Source organism: Streptomyces sp. NPDC004111, from assembly GCF_042874215.1.
Taxonomy (GTDB): domain Bacteria; phylum Actinomycetota; class Actinomycetes; order Streptomycetales; family Streptomycetaceae; genus Streptomyces.
In genome coordinates, this window is record NZ_JBIAMU010000015.1 from 40,692 (window position 1) to 53,112 (window position 12,421).

Below are 12,421 nucleotides of genomic sequence, written 5' to 3' on the forward strand. Positions count from 1 at the left end.
GGGGTCGGTCCCCTCCCTGTCCTTCCGCATGCTAGTCCCGCGGGGCGGGACAGCTCATTCCAACTGCCGACACCCGTTCCTGCCTCCCGGCTTGAACAGCCGACGTACTTCCACAACTCGATGGTGCGAGACGATGTTCCCGCAGGCCAAGCAGTTACCCCTATCGCCACTACGCCGATGGCGAACGTGGGACCGCTCGGGAAGCGTGTCGCCCCTCCCCACTAGGTCTGTCTTACCCGCAAGGACTGACACTCCATGCGGCGCACGCCGGTTCCCTCAGCTACGGGCGAACATCCTTGCGCCACCGGGTGCACCCCTACGCCCCCAATTCCCCCACGGAGCGCGTTCAACCGCCGACGGAGCGTAACCATGCGGGCGGTGAGACGTTTCTCCAGGCATGGCTCCCACCGTTCCCCCGCCCCGGCCGCCGCTGCCCGACGGTGGCATCGCGCAGCGGGCCGCCGGGGACTCCCGGGCCACCTGGGCCGCCTGGTACGAGGACGAACTCGGCTGGGCGACGGTCACCGCCCCCGGTGAGCCGGTCCTGCTCCGCGCCGGTCTGCACTTCGACGTACTGGAGCTGCCCGCGGACGCCGGACGTGCCGTACTGCGCCGGATCGGGCCCACCGGCCCGGTCGTGCTGCACGGGCGGCGGATGCGGCTGCTGGTGGCCGCGGGGAGCGCGGAGGAGGTGCCCGGACTCCTGGAGTGGCTGGAGTGGGGCTCCCTGCCGCTGGATCTCCGGGCGATCGGCCCGGGGAGCCTGATCACCGCTCCCGCACCGCCCGGAACGCCGCCGTGCGGCCCAGGACGGCCGGGTGGGGCCGCGGTCTGGCTGCGGCCCCCCGCTCCGGCGGACGAAATGGAGCTGACGCTTCCGGCCTTTGACGGCTTCGGGGGCGCCGGCCGCGGGGGCCGCCGGGCAGCCCCCGATCTCGTACGCCTGCTGGCCGCGGCGGCGACGGAATGCCACCGGGCCCGGTTGATCGTGAATACGGCACTGTCAAAAGAGCGGCAGACTCAGCCGTTGGCCTTCTCGTAGGCCTCGCGCACGGAAGCCGGGACGCGACCGCGGTCGTTCACGTCGTGGCCGTTCTCCTTGGCCCACTTACGGATCTCGGCGGTGTTCTGGCTGCCGCCGGAAACAACGCGCGCCTTGCCCCGGCCCGCGGCGCGGCCACCGGTACGACGGCCGTTCTTGGTGTACGGGTCGAGCAGCCCGCGGAGCTTCTCCGCGTTCGCGGTGGTGAGGTCGATCTCATAGGTCTTGCCGTCCAGAGCGAACGTCACCGTCTCGTTCGCCTCGACGCCGTCGAGGTCGTCAACAAGAAGGACCTGAACCTTCTGTGCCACCGGATTTCCTTTCATCGAAAATGCAGTACGCGGAAAGGAAACCGCTTTTCCGGGGAAAACACAAACCCCTGTCGCAGGTTCAGTACCCCGAGAACACGGGAAACGTGCGCGTTTCGGACATAGGGTTACACCCGCTTACAGGCGTTTCAGAGGTGCAGAAGCATCCGGCTGTTGCCCAGGGTGTTCGGCTTCACCCGTTCGAGACCGAGGAACTCCGCGACACCTTCGTCATAGGAACGCAGCAGCTCGCTGTAGACATCTCCGTCAACCGGCGCCTCGCCGATCTCCACGAAGCCGTGCTTGGCGAAGAACTGCACTTCGAAGGTCAGGCAGAATACCCGCCGCACTCCGATCCAGCGGGCGGTCTGGAGGAGTTTGTCCAGGACGCGGTGGCCCACTCCGGCGCCCTTGAAGTCGGGATCCACGGCGAGAGTGCGCACTTCGGCGAGGTCTTCCCACATGATGTGCAGGGCGCCGCAGCCGACCACGCGCGCGTCCTCGTCGCGTTCCGCCACCCAGAACTCCTGGATGTCCTCGTAAAGCGTCACGTTCGCTTTGTCGAGCAGGATGCGACTGCGTGCGTACGTGTCCACGAGAGCGCGGATGGACGGCACATCACTGGTGCGCGCCCGCCGGACGGTGATGGCTTTTGCCGAGGCAATACGATCTGGGGCCATGCCCGGACGCTATCGCCCCGGGCCCTTCTCGCCCTCACCGGGGACTTCACCGGGCCCTTCGCCCGGGTCTTCCGTCAGGACTTCGGCCAGGACTTCCGCTTCTTCGGGGTCGTCGCGTTGAACGACCCGCATCGCGTCCTGAAGTGCCGCGCGCTGCTCGGCGGACATCATGCCGAAGAACGCGACCAGAGCGGCGGCGGGGTTGTCACTGGTGGACCAGGCATCGTTCATCAGTGCGGCCGAGTAGGCGGCACGTGTGGAGACCGAGGTATATCGATAGGCCCGGCCGTCTACTTCCCTGCGCACCCAGCCCTTCTGATGGAGATTGTCCATTACGGTCATGACGGTGGTGTAGGCGATGGACCGGTCCTTCTGGAGATCTTCGAGGACTTCCCGGACGGTGACCGGACGGTTCCACTGCCACACGCGCGTCATGACGGCGTCTTCCAGCTCTCCCAATCGGCGTGGCACAGCGCCACCCTAGTGGGAGATATCCGGAATGCCTGGTTATTCGGGCGGACGGGCAAGAAAAATAGGGGCGCACGGTCCGGTTGATTAACCGGACCGTGCGCCCCTGTGCGCTGCTTTCACACCCGTGGCGCGCTCGTGCGCGTGCCGCGGCGGGCACGCACCGCGCTCAGGCGCCGGTGGAACGGTCGTCGGAATCCTTGGATCCGGCCGGCGTCGAGGAGGTCTGCGCCGCGGCGTTCGACGCGGCGACGGCGTCCACGAACGCGTCCTCCTTCGCCTTGTTGGAACCGCCCTGCGTCTTGACGATCACCACGATGAGGGCGATGAAGAAGGCGGCCATCACCACCGGGGGCACGAGCGCGGAAACATAGTCCATGCCCCCAGGGTATCTAGCTCGCTTCCCGTCGCTCCCCGGGGGGCGCGGGCTTCTTGCGGGGCGGGAAGGCCTCGGCCGGGGTGGGTACCGGGCGGGGCGGGGCGGGCCTGTCGGCGGGGGCCGGTCGGCCGGGGGCGGCCGGGGGCTCCGCCGCGCGGGCGGCGCCCGCCGCCCTGGGCAGGGCGGGTCCGCCGGCGCCCCGGCCGCCCGGGAGTGCGGTCAGCCGGGTGCGCGGGCCGGGTGCCGCCGGGGCGGTGATGCCCGGGGTCCCGGGGGCCGTACGGGCGAGCCGGGCGCGGACCGAGCGTTCGGCGATGCCCTGGCAGCGGGCCAGCAGGGCGGCGCCGAGCGGCAGCCCGCGCAGCGAGCGCAGGGCGGTGAGGTCGTCGGGCTGGGGCCGGTAGCCGGCCGCCAGGGCGTCCTGGAGGAGTTCCAGGTAGCCGGTGGCGGAGCCGGGGAGCGCGGCCCGGTAGCGGGCGAGGTCCGCGAGCAGGAAGGCGCGCAGCCGGCCCGCCTCCCGGATCGCTTCGTCCACGGAGTCCGCCAGACGCAGGCACTCGCGCACCTCGTCGGCGGGAAGGGGGGCGGGGTGGAGGGCGAGGGCGAGGGCGCGTCGGAGCACACGCAATTCGTCTGCGCTGAACGCCATGCCGCCGCGGGAACCGTATGGCGTGGGCATGTGGCGACTTTAAGCGCATAGCGGACAAAATCCGTTTATCGGGTGTTCGGTGGCGCGTTGCCCTCGGAAATGCCCGTCCGGAGCGCCGTGCGGTCCGCCCCGGACGGACGGAGACCGCGGCCCGTCCGGCCCCCGCGCACGCGTCGAGGTCGCGCGTGGGGGCCGGACGCGGTGTCACATACGGGCGATGTTGCGCTCGTACACCAGGCGCAGGCCGATCAGGGTCAGCCAGGGCTCGTGCTCGTCGATCACCGAGGACTCGCCGAGGATGATCGGGGCGAGGCCGCCGGTGGCGATGACGGTGACGTCCTCGGGGTCGTCCGGGGAGAGCTCGCGGGCCATCCGCGCGACGACTCCGTCCACCTGGCCGGCGAAGCCGTAGACGATGCCGGACTGCATCGCCTCGACGGTGTTCTTGCCGATGACGCTGCGCGGTCGGGCCAGCTCGATCTTGCGGAGCTGGGCGCCCTTGACGCCGAGGGCGTCCACCGAGATCTCGATGCCGGGGGCGATCACGCCGCCCGCGTACTCGCCGCGCGCGGAGACCGCGTCGAAGGTGGTCGCGGTGCCGAAGTCGACGACGATCGCCGGGCCGCCGTACAGCTCGACGGCGGCGACCGCGTTGATGATGCGGTCGGCGCCGACCTCCTTGGGGTTGTCCATCAGGATCGGTACGCCGGTCTTGATGCCGGGCTCGACCAGGACGGCGGGCACGTCGCCGTAGTAGCGCCGGGTGACCTCGCGCAGCTCGTGCAGGACCGAGGGGACGGTCGAGCAGATCGCGATGCCCTCGATGCCGTCGCCGAGTTCGTTGCCGAGCATGGGGTGCATGCCCATCAGCCCCTGGAGGAGCACGGCGAGTTCGTCGGCGGTGCGGCGCGCGTCGGTGGAGATCCGCCAGTGCTCGACGATCTCCTCACCGTCGAACAGGCCGAGGACGGTGTGCGTGTTGCCGACGTCGATGGTGAGGAGCATCAGGCGTCGACCCCTGCCCCGGCGTGGCCGGCTTCCCGCAGGTCGAGGCCGATGTCGAGGATGGGCGACGAGTGGGTGAGCGCGCCGACGGCCAGGTAGTCCACGCCGGTCTCGGCGTACGCGCGGGCCGTGTCGAGGGTGAGCCGGCCGGAGGACTCCAGGGCGGCCCGGCCCGCGACCAGGGCGACCGCCTCGGCGGTCTGCTCCGGGGTGAAGTTGTCCAGCAGGATCAGGTCGGCGCCCGCCGCCAGCACCTCGGTGACCTGCGCGAGCGTGTCGACCTCGACCTCGATGGCCAGGTCGGGGAAACCGTCCCGGACGAGCTTGAAGGCCTCGGCCACTCCCCCGGCGGCCACCACGTGGTTGTCCTTGACGAGCGCCGCGTCGGACAGCGACATGCGGTGGTTGACGCCGCCGCCGCAGCGGACCGCGAACTTCTCCAGCGAGCGCAGGCCCGGGGTGGTCTTGCGGGTGTCGCGCACCTTCGCCCCCGTACCGTCGAGGACATCGGCCCAGGCGCGCGTGGCGGTGGCGATGCCGGAGAGGCGGCACAGCAGGTTCAGTGCGCTGCGCTCGCCGGTGAGGAGGTCGCGGGTGCGGGTGGTGACGGTCAGCAGCTTCTGGCCGGCCTCGACGCGGTCGCCGTCCTCGACGTGCCGTTCGACCTCGAACTCGTCGGTGCAGACGATCGACAGGACCGTCTCGGCGATCCGCAGGCCCGCGACCGTACCGGCCTCGCGGGCGGTGAAGTCGCCGGTGGCGACGGCCTCCTCGGGGACGGTGGCGACGGTCGTGACGTCCACGCCGTGGGCGAGGTCCTCGGCGAGGGCGACGTTGGCGATGTCCTCCACCTCCACCGGGTCCAGGCCCGCGTCCAGCAGGAGCTGGGCGAGGTGCGGGTCGAGGCCGCAGTCGGAGAGGTCGTACGTGCCGTCCTCCTGGAAACCCGCGGTGCCCGCGCCGTCGCCCGAGCAGCCGCATGCGTCGCCGCAGCCGCCGGCCGCGTCGGCCTGCGGCAGCAGCCGGGGGTTCTCGGGGTTGCTCACTGGTGCTGCTCCTTCGGGAGGGTGTGGGGTGCTGTCGGAGCCGGTTCCACGGGAGCCGGTCGCACGGGCGGGAAGGCGGCGGTCGCGGTGCGGCGCACCACCAGGCGGCGGTCCGGGGTCAGCCGGGCGACCAGATGGCGCCGCCAGTGGGTGTCGTCGCGGTCCGGGCGGTCCTCGCGCCAGTGGCAGCCGCGGGTCTCCTCGCGCTCCAGGGCGGCGGCCACCAGCACGCGCGAGACGCACAGGAGGTTGGTGGTCTCCCAGGAGTCGACACCTGGTTCGGCGGACTTGCCGTGACTGTCCCGGTCGTGGACCGCGTTGAGCTGTACGGCCTCCAGCTCGTCGGCGGCGTCGTTCAGACTCCGGGCGGAACGCAGCACTCCGGCACCCTGGGACATCGTCCGCTGGATGTCGTGCCGGGCCTCGGGCGCGATGAGCGGCTGGACGGCCGCGGGCGCGGCCGGGGTGCCGGGGACGCGAGGTGCGGCGGTGGTGATGTCCTCCGCGATGCGCTCGGCGAAGACCAGGCCCTCCAGGAGGGAGTTGGAGGCGAGCCGGTTCGCGCCGTGCACGCCCGTGCAGGCGACCTCGCCGCAGGCGTAGAGGCCGGGGACGGTGGTGCGGCCGTGCAGGTCGGTGCGGATGCCGCCGGAGGCGTAGTGGGCGGCGGGGGCGACCGGGACCGGCTCGGTGACCGGGTCGATGCCGTGGGAGCGGCAGGCGGCCAGGATGGTCGGGAAGCGCTGCTCCCACATCTCGGCGCCGAAGTGGCGGCCGTCCAGGTACATGTGGGTGGTGCCCTGCTCCTGCATCCGGCGCGTGATCCCCTTGGCGACGATGTCGCGGGGGGCCAGCTCGGCGAGTTCGTGCTGCCCGAGCATGAAGCGGACGCCGTCGGCGTCGACGAGGTGCGCGCCCTCGCCCCGTACCGCCTCGGAGACCAGCGGCTGCTGGCCCTCGGAGTCCGCGCCGAGGAAGAGCACCGTCGGGTGGAACTGGACGAACTCCAGGTCGGAGACCTCCGCGCCCGCGCGCAGCGCGAGGGCGACCCCGTCACCGGTGGAGACGGCGGGGTTGGTGGTGGCGGCGAACACCTGGCCCATGCCGCCGGTCGCCAGGACCACCGCGGGGGCGTTGACCGCGCCGACGCCGTCGTGCTGGCCCTCGCCCATGACGTGCAGGGTGACGCCCGCGGTGCGGCCGTCGGCGTCGGTGAGGAGGTCGAGCACGAGGGCGTTCTCGATGGTGTCGACGGCCCTTTCGCGGACCGCCCCGACCAGGGCCCGGGAGATCTCCGCGCCGGTGGCGTCGCCGCCCGCGTGCGCGATGCGGCGGCGGTGGTGGCCGCCCTCGCGGGTGAGCTGGATGGCGCCGGACTCCGGGTCGGTGTCGAAGAGCGCCCCGGTGTCGATCAACCGCCGTACGGCGTCCGGGCCCTCGGTGACCAGCAGGCGCACGGCCTCCTCGTCGCACAGCCCGGCGCCCGCCACCAGGGTGTCGTCCAGGTGCTGCTGGGGGGTGTCGCCCTCGCCGAGCGCGGCGGCGATGCCGCCCTGCGCCCAGCGGGTGGAGCCGTCGTCCAGGCGGGCCTTGGTGACCACGACGGTGCGCAGCCCGGCGGCGGTGCAGCGCAGGGCGGTGGTGAGTCCGGCGACGCCGGATCCGACGACCACCACGTCGGCTTCGATCGCCCAGCCGGGGGCGGGTGCGGCGAGACGTATGCCGGTCACTTGGCTGCTCCTTGGTCCTCGCCGAAGTCCAGCGGGAGGTTGTCGATCAGTCGGGTGGTGCCGACCCGGGCGGCGACCGCGAGGATCGCGGCCCCGGTGTGGCCGTCGGGGACCTCGGTGAAGTCGGCCGGGTCGACCAGGGCCAGGTAGTCCAGCACGAGCGGGGTCTCCCGGTGGGCCGCCGCGTCGAGCACGGCGCGGGCGGCCTCCCGTACGGCGGCCGGGGCGGGCCCACAGGCGTGCTCCAGGGCGTGCGCGTCGGCCGCCTCGCGCTCCTCGCCGAGCGCGGCCAGGGCCTCGGCACGCGCGCGGGGGGCGAGTGCCGGGGCCTGTTCCCGTACGCGCGCGTGCAGCGCCTGCTGGGCGGCCAGCCGGTCGCGGCCCGCGAACAGGGCCGCGGACAGGGCGAGTGCGGTGGCCCGCTCGGGCTCGGAGAGGAAGCGGTTGCGGCTGGAGAGGGCGAGACCGCTCTCCTCGCGGACGGTGGGGACGCCCTCGACGGTGACGGGGAAGTTCAGGTCGCGGGCCATCCGCCGGATCAGGGCGAGCTGCTGGGCGTCCTTCTGCCCGTACAGCGCCACGTCGGGCGCGGTGAGGTGCAGCAGCTTCGCGACGACGGTGAGCATGCCGTCGAAGTGGCCGGGGCGGGTGGCGCCTTCGAGGCACTCGCCCATGGGGCCCGCGGTGATACGGACCTGGGGCGCGCCGCCCGGGTAGACCTCCTCGACGGACGGGGCGAACACGGCGTCCGCGCCGGCCTTCCCGGCGATCAGCAGGTCGGCGTCCAGGGTGCGGGGGTAGCGGTCGAGGTCCTCGTTCGCACCGAACTGGAGGGGGTTGACGAAGACGGTGACGACGACCTGGCCGCCCGCGCCCGGTCCGCCCGCTGCCGCGCTCTCCCGGTCGGCCCGCGCGCGTGCGGCGCGGATCAGGGTGGCGTGGCCCTCGTGCAGGGCGCCCATCGTCATGACGACGACGCGGCGGCCGGTGCGCGGCAGGGCGGCCAGTTCGGCGGCGGTACGGACGAGGGCGGTGGGCCCGGTCCGCGCCGCCGGCCCGGCCTGTGCGGTCCGCGCGGTGGAAGCGGTCCGTGCGCCCTGCGTGGTGGAGGCGGCCGACGGTGCCGGCCCGGTCTGTCCGGTCATCGCAGGTCTCCTTCCGCGAGGACGCCCAGCAGGTCCTCGGCCAGCTCCGGCTTGAGCAGACCGTGCGCGAGGGCGCGGTCCGCGGTGGTGCGGGCCATCGCCAGATAGCCCGCGACGGTCTGCGGGGCGTGCTTGCGCAGCTCCGACACGTGGGCCGCCACGGTGCCCGCGTCCCCGCGTGCGACGGGCCCGGTGAGGGCGCCGTCGCCGGAGCGCAGGGCGTTGTCCAGGGCGGCCCCGAGCAGCGGGCCGAGCATCCGGTCGGGGGCCGCGACGCCCGCCGTGCGGAGCAGCTCCATCGACTGGGCGACCAGGGTGACCAGGTGGTTCGCACCGAGCGCGAGGGCCGCGTGGTAGAGCGGGCGGGCCTCCTCCTCGATCCACTCGGGTTCGCCGCCCATCTCGATGACCAGTGCCTCGGCGGCGAGCCGCAGTTCTTCGGGGGCGGTGATGCCGAAGGAGCAGCCCGCGAGGCGCTGGACGTCCACGGAGGTGCCGGTGAAGGTCATCACGGGGTGCAGCGCGAGCGGCAGCGCGCCGGCCCGCAGGGCGGGTGCCAGGACCGCGGTTCCGTACCGCCCTGAGGTGTGCACGACGAGCTGGCCGGGGCGGATCGCACCGGTCTCGGCGAGGCCCTCCACCAGGGAGGGCAGCGCGTCGTCGGGGACCGTCAGCAGCACCAGGTCGGCGCGGGCGAGCACCTCGGCCGGGGTGACCAGCGGCACGTCCGGCAGCAGGGCGGCGGCCCGGCGCACGGAGGCGTCCGAGACGCCCGACGCGGCGACGGGGCGGTGCCCGGCCTGGCGCAGGGCCGCGGCCAGGGTGGCGCCGACCCGGCCCGCGCCGACCACGCCGACGGTGAGGCGGGCGGGGCGGTCCGAGGGGTCGGGGTGGGGGGCGGGCAGATGCGATGCGTTCACGCGGAAACGGCCTTCCGTTCCAGTCCGCAGGGGGTACCGGACGATTGCCCGTCATGCTACGCCAGCGTTCCTGAGCCTTCCTGGGGTGCGGTTTCGCGACGTCCCGTACGGTCGCCGGGCGTTGTCCACAGGCTGTGGGAAATTCCGTTCCGCACGGTCGGGGCGTACGTCATGATCGGCGGATGACCGACACCACGGACCCCGGCACGGCACCGCACCCGACGGACCCCGGCACCGCCGGGACCGACTCCCCCGGCTCCCCGCCCGAATCCGCGCCCGACCAGCGGCACCGCAGGCGGACCGCCTGGCGTGCGGCCACCCGCACCCTCGCCCGCTCCTCCGCCGAGCACCGGATCGGCGAGCGGCTGGCCGACCTCGCCGCGCACGCGTCCTCGGTGTACGACCCGGACGACTGGACCGACATGTACGGCGACGGCGTCGTCGAGGAGCTGGAGCGGCGCGTGGCCGGCCACCTGGGCACCGAGGCCGCCGCCTTCTTCCCCACCGGCACCATGGCGCAGCAGGTCGCGCTGCGCTGCTGGGCCGCCCGCACCGGCAACCCGGTCGTCGCCCTGCACCCGCGGGCCCACCCCGAGCTGCACGAGGGGGGCGCCTTCGCCGCGGTGAGCGCTCTGCGCACCGTGCACCCGACGAGCGAGCCGCGGCTGCCCACCGCCGACGAGGTCCGGGAGTGCCCGGAGCCCTTCGGCGCGCTGATGCTCGAACTGCCGCTCCGCGAGCCCGGGTTCGTCCTGCCGACCTGGGACGAGCTGACACAGACCGTGGCGGCGGCCCGGGAGCGGGACGCGGTCGTGCACTTCGACGGGGCGCGGCTGTGGGAGTGCGCCCCGCACTTCGGGCGGCCCCTGGCGGAGATCGCGGGGCTCGCGGACAGCGTCTACGTGTCGTTCTACAAGTCGCTCGACGGCATGTCGGGGGCCGCGCTGGCGGGGCCCCGCACGCTGGTCGACGAGGCGCGGACCTGGCGGCACCGCTACGGCGGCCAGCTCTTCCAGCAGTACCCGGCCGCGCTGAGCGCGCTGCTCGGGCTGGAGCGGGAACTGCCCCGGCTGCCGGAGTACGTGGCGCACGCCAAGGTGGTCGCGAAGGCGCTGGGGGCGGGGCTGCGGGAGGCGAAGGTGCCGTGGTTCCGGGTGAACCCGGAGGTCCCGCACACCCATCAGTTCCAGGTGTGGCTGCCGTACGACGCCGAGGTGCTGACCGAGGCGGCCGTACGGCAGTCCGAGGAGACCGGGACGACCCTGTTCCACCGGTGGTTCCCGTGCCCGGAGGGGCCGCCGGGAGTGTCGGTGACGGAGGTGACGGTGTCGTCCGAGGGGCTGGCGTGGACCGCTGAGGACGTGCGGTCGGCGGTGGCGGAATTCACCGGCCGGATCGCCTAGGCCCTAGTTGCAGCCCGCCGCGCGGGGGCGCGGGCAGGAGGGGGCGGTACGGGCGGCCGGGGCGGTGCGGGCGGCCTGCGCCGTCCGCGTGGCCGGGGACGTGCGGGGGGTGCGGAGGCGGTCGGCGAGGCGGGCGAGGGCGGCCCTGAGGTAGGAGCGGGCGGGCCGCTCGGAGACCACCGCGCGGAAGCGGAGGTCGTCGCGGACCGTGTCGCGCAGTTCGCGCACGGTCCGCCAGTCGTGCTGTCCGGGGGCGGGCGGGGTCGGCCGGCCCTGCTGGGCGGCCCGGTAGGCGTCGAAGAGGTGCTGCTGGGATGCGTTCATGTCCCTCACGCTGCGCCCCCCGCGGCCAGGGCCGCCAACCGATTGACGGGGGTCGTCAATCAACCCCCCTCCGATTGACGGCCGCCGTCAATCGAAGGGCCGATTGTCGGTGCGGGCGGGCACCATGGGGCCATGAGCGTCTCCGTGGACATCACCGGTCTGCCGCCCGAGCGGATCGACTTCGCCATCTCGCCGCTGGGCGAGCTGGGCATGGCGCTGCACGCCCTGTCCGAGCCGGGCCACCACCCCGGGCTGCACGGCTGGGCGACCGCGACCTCCTCCGGCCTCAAGCCCGACCTGGCGGACCGGCTGACGGAGGCCGACTTCCTGTGGCGGACCACGTTCTCCGACGTGTTCCTGCCGTTCGCGGGAGTCAAGGACGGCCCCGGCAGGCCCGGCGCGACGCTCGACGAGGACCTGGACCTGCTGGACCGGCTGGACGACGAGGAGTTCGTGTCGGCGGCCCTGGAGTTCACCTGCTCCAGCATGTACGCGGTGGGCGGCCCCTCCCCGCTGAAGGACACCGCGCTGCGGGCCCGCGCGCTGGACCTGGCGGCGGCCCGCGGCCCCAAGCAGCTGGACTTCACCGAGCGGCTGCTGACCGACCCCGGCTGTGTGCGGATCTGGCTGCGGCGGCTCTTCGAGGACTGCAACGAGGCCTTCTTCGCCGACACCTGGAACCGGGTGCGCGTCCAGCTCGCCTCCGACGCCCGCCACAAGCAGGACGTGCTGCGCCGCCGGGGCCTGGCCGAGGCGCTGCACGCGGTGTCCCCCGCGCTCACGCTCGACGAGAAGGCCCAGCGCATACGGGCGGACAAGCTCGCCGAGGGCCACACCACCGCGGTGGACCCGGAGGTCGGCGCGGGGCTGACCGCCGTGCCGAGCACCTTCGGCTGGCCGCACCTGCTGGTGCTGCACGCCCCGGGCTGGCGGCCGGTGATCCACTACCCGGTGGGCGCGCCCGAACTGCCCTCGCCCGCCTCCGTACAGCTGTTGCAGCAGCGGATGGACGCGCTGGCGCACCCGATGCGGATGCGGCTGTGCCGGTTCCTGGCGCGCACGCCGTACACGACGGGCGAGCTGGCCGACACCCTGGCCATCACCGCTCCCGAGGTGTCCCGGCACCTGGGCGTGCTGAAGAAGGCCGGTCTGATCACCACCCGCCGCCGCGGCCGGTACGTGCTGCACCAGCTGGACACCACGGTGGTGGCGCGGCTGGGCAGCGACTTCCTGGAGGGCGTGCTGCGGTAGGGGGAAGGGCGGAAACCGGTGCCGCACGGGGGTCGGTACCGGTTTCCGCCCGGCTCATGGGCGGCCTGCGG

14 protein-coding genes are annotated in these 12,421 nt (G+C 73.3%); 3 read left to right on the forward strand and 11 right to left on the reverse strand.

Annotated elements, in window-relative coordinates:
* The first annotated feature begins 397 nt into the window (after nt 1-397).
* Nucleotides 398-1,042: an SCO3374 family protein gene (locus ACFYVL_RS27340; protein WP_389249312.1), complete on the forward strand. Its 645-nt coding sequence runs from the start codon at nt 398-400 to the stop codon at nt 1,040-1,042.
* Here the strand turns inward: ACFYVL_RS27340 and ACFYVL_RS27345 are convergent.
* The 10 genes from ACFYVL_RS27345 to ACFYVL_RS27390 all read right to left on the reverse strand — a co-directional run bounded on the left by ACFYVL_RS27345 (nt 1,021) and on the right by ACFYVL_RS27390 (nt 9,372).
* Nucleotides 1,021-1,353, reverse strand: coding sequence for an Lsr2 family protein (locus ACFYVL_RS27345; protein WP_384356658.1), 333 nt, complete (start codon nt 1,351-1,353; stop codon nt 1,021-1,023). The two genes, ACFYVL_RS27340 and ACFYVL_RS27345, sit on opposite strands and share 22 nt — an antisense overlap.
* Before the next feature lie 146 nt (nt 1,354-1,499).
* The gene (locus tag ACFYVL_RS27350; protein WP_389249314.1) at nt 1,500-2,030 is read right to left on the reverse strand and encodes an amino-acid N-acetyltransferase; all 531 of its coding nucleotides are present in this window, start codon (nt 2,028-2,030) and stop codon (nt 1,500-1,502) included.
* Between the two features lie 9 nt (nt 2,031-2,039).
* A complete protein-coding gene (locus ACFYVL_RS27355; protein ID WP_389249317.1) occupies nt 2,040-2,501 on the reverse strand; it encodes a BlaI/MecI/CopY family transcriptional regulator in 462 nt (153 codons plus the stop codon).
* 166 nt (nt 2,502-2,667) lie between these two features.
* Nucleotides 2,668-2,877 (reverse strand): hypothetical protein, encoded by a 210-nt coding sequence (locus ACFYVL_RS27360; RefSeq protein ID WP_389249320.1) that lies wholly within the window; start codon nt 2,875-2,877, stop codon nt 2,668-2,670.
* 13 nt (nt 2,878-2,890) lie between these two features.
* A complete protein-coding gene (locus tag ACFYVL_RS27365) occupies nt 2,891-3,526 on the reverse strand; it encodes a hypothetical protein (RefSeq protein ID WP_389249775.1) in 636 nt (211 codons plus the stop codon).
* Nucleotides 3,527-3,730: 204 nt separating this feature from the next.
* The gene (locus ACFYVL_RS27370) at nt 3,731-4,531 is read right to left on the reverse strand and encodes a type III pantothenate kinase (protein WP_389249322.1); all 801 of its coding nucleotides are present in this window, start codon (nt 4,529-4,531) and stop codon (nt 3,731-3,733) included.
* Nucleotides 4,531-5,577, reverse strand: coding sequence for a carboxylating nicotinate-nucleotide diphosphorylase (nadC, locus tag ACFYVL_RS27375; RefSeq protein ID WP_389249324.1), 1,047 nt, complete (start codon nt 5,575-5,577; stop codon nt 4,531-4,533). Before nadC ends, ACFYVL_RS27370 begins: the two co-directional genes overlap by 1 nt.
* Complete coding sequence (locus ACFYVL_RS27380; protein ID WP_389249326.1) at nt 5,574-7,307, reverse strand: L-aspartate oxidase; 1,734 nt, start codon at nt 7,305-7,307, stop codon at nt 5,574-5,576. The genes nadC and ACFYVL_RS27380 overlap by 4 nt, the downstream gene beginning before the upstream one ends.
* On the reverse strand, nt 7,304-8,452 hold the full coding sequence (panC, locus tag ACFYVL_RS27385) for a pantoate--beta-alanine ligase (RefSeq protein ID WP_389249327.1): 1,149 nt from the start codon (nt 8,450-8,452) through the stop codon (nt 7,304-7,306). The genes ACFYVL_RS27380 and panC overlap by 4 nt, the downstream gene beginning before the upstream one ends.
* Nucleotides 8,449-9,372 carry a Rossmann-like and DUF2520 domain-containing protein gene (locus tag ACFYVL_RS27390; protein WP_389249329.1) on the reverse strand — a complete coding sequence of 308 codons (924 nt, stop codon included), beginning with the start codon at nt 9,370-9,372 and terminating at the stop codon, nt 8,449-8,451. The genes panC and ACFYVL_RS27390 overlap by 4 nt, the downstream gene beginning before the upstream one ends.
* 182 nt (nt 9,373-9,554) lie before the next feature.
* On the opposite strand from ACFYVL_RS27390, the gene ACFYVL_RS27395 reads away from it, so the two are divergent.
* Entirely contained in the window at nt 9,555-10,775 is a 1,221-nt protein-coding gene (locus ACFYVL_RS27395) for a threonine aldolase family protein (RefSeq protein WP_389249331.1), read from the forward strand.
* Nucleotides 10,776-10,778: 3 nt separating this feature from the next.
* On the opposite strand, the gene ACFYVL_RS27400 is transcribed toward ACFYVL_RS27395, so the two are convergent.
* Nucleotides 10,779-11,099 (reverse strand): hypothetical protein, encoded by a 321-nt coding sequence (locus ACFYVL_RS27400; protein WP_389249333.1) that lies wholly within the window; start codon nt 11,097-11,099, stop codon nt 10,779-10,781.
* A gap of 132 nt (nt 11,100-11,231) precedes the next feature.
* On the opposite strand from ACFYVL_RS27400, the gene ACFYVL_RS27405 reads away from it, so the two are divergent.
* The gene (locus ACFYVL_RS27405) at nt 11,232-12,350 is read left to right on the forward strand and encodes a DUF5937 family protein (RefSeq protein ID WP_389249335.1); all 1,119 of its coding nucleotides are present in this window, start codon (nt 11,232-11,234) and stop codon (nt 12,348-12,350) included.
* Nucleotides 12,351-12,421 lie beyond the last annotated feature (71 nt).

Coding starts and splice junctions, on each gene's coding strand:
- ACFYVL_RS27395 (WP_389249331.1), top strand. CDS start 9,555: ATGACCGACACCACGGACCCCGGCACGGCACCGCACCCGACGGACCCC.
- ACFYVL_RS27370 (WP_389249322.1), bottom strand. CDS start 4,531: ATGCTCCTCACCATCGACGTCGGCAACACGCACACCGTCCTCGGCCTG.
- ACFYVL_RS27350 (WP_389249314.1), bottom strand. CDS start 2,030: ATGGCCCCAGATCGTATTGCCTCGGCAAAAGCCATCACCGTCCGGCGG.
- ACFYVL_RS27365 (WP_389249775.1), bottom strand. CDS start 3,526: ATGGCGTTCAGCGCAGACGAATTGCGTGTGCTCCGACGCGCCCTCGCC.
- ACFYVL_RS27400 (WP_389249333.1), bottom strand. CDS start 11,099: ATGAACGCATCCCAGCAGCACCTCTTCGACGCCTACCGGGCCGCCCAG.
- panC (WP_389249327.1), bottom strand. CDS start 8,452: ATGACCGGACAGACCGGGCCGGCACCGTCGGCCGCCTCCACCACGCAG.
- ACFYVL_RS27405 (WP_389249335.1), top strand. CDS start 11,232: ATGAGCGTCTCCGTGGACATCACCGGTCTGCCGCCCGAGCGGATCGAC.
- ACFYVL_RS27340 (WP_389249312.1), top strand. CDS start 398: ATGGCTCCCACCGTTCCCCCGCCCCGGCCGCCGCTGCCCGACGGTGGC.
- ACFYVL_RS27360 (WP_389249320.1), bottom strand. CDS start 2,877: ATGGACTATGTTTCCGCGCTCGTGCCCCCGGTGGTGATGGCCGCCTTC.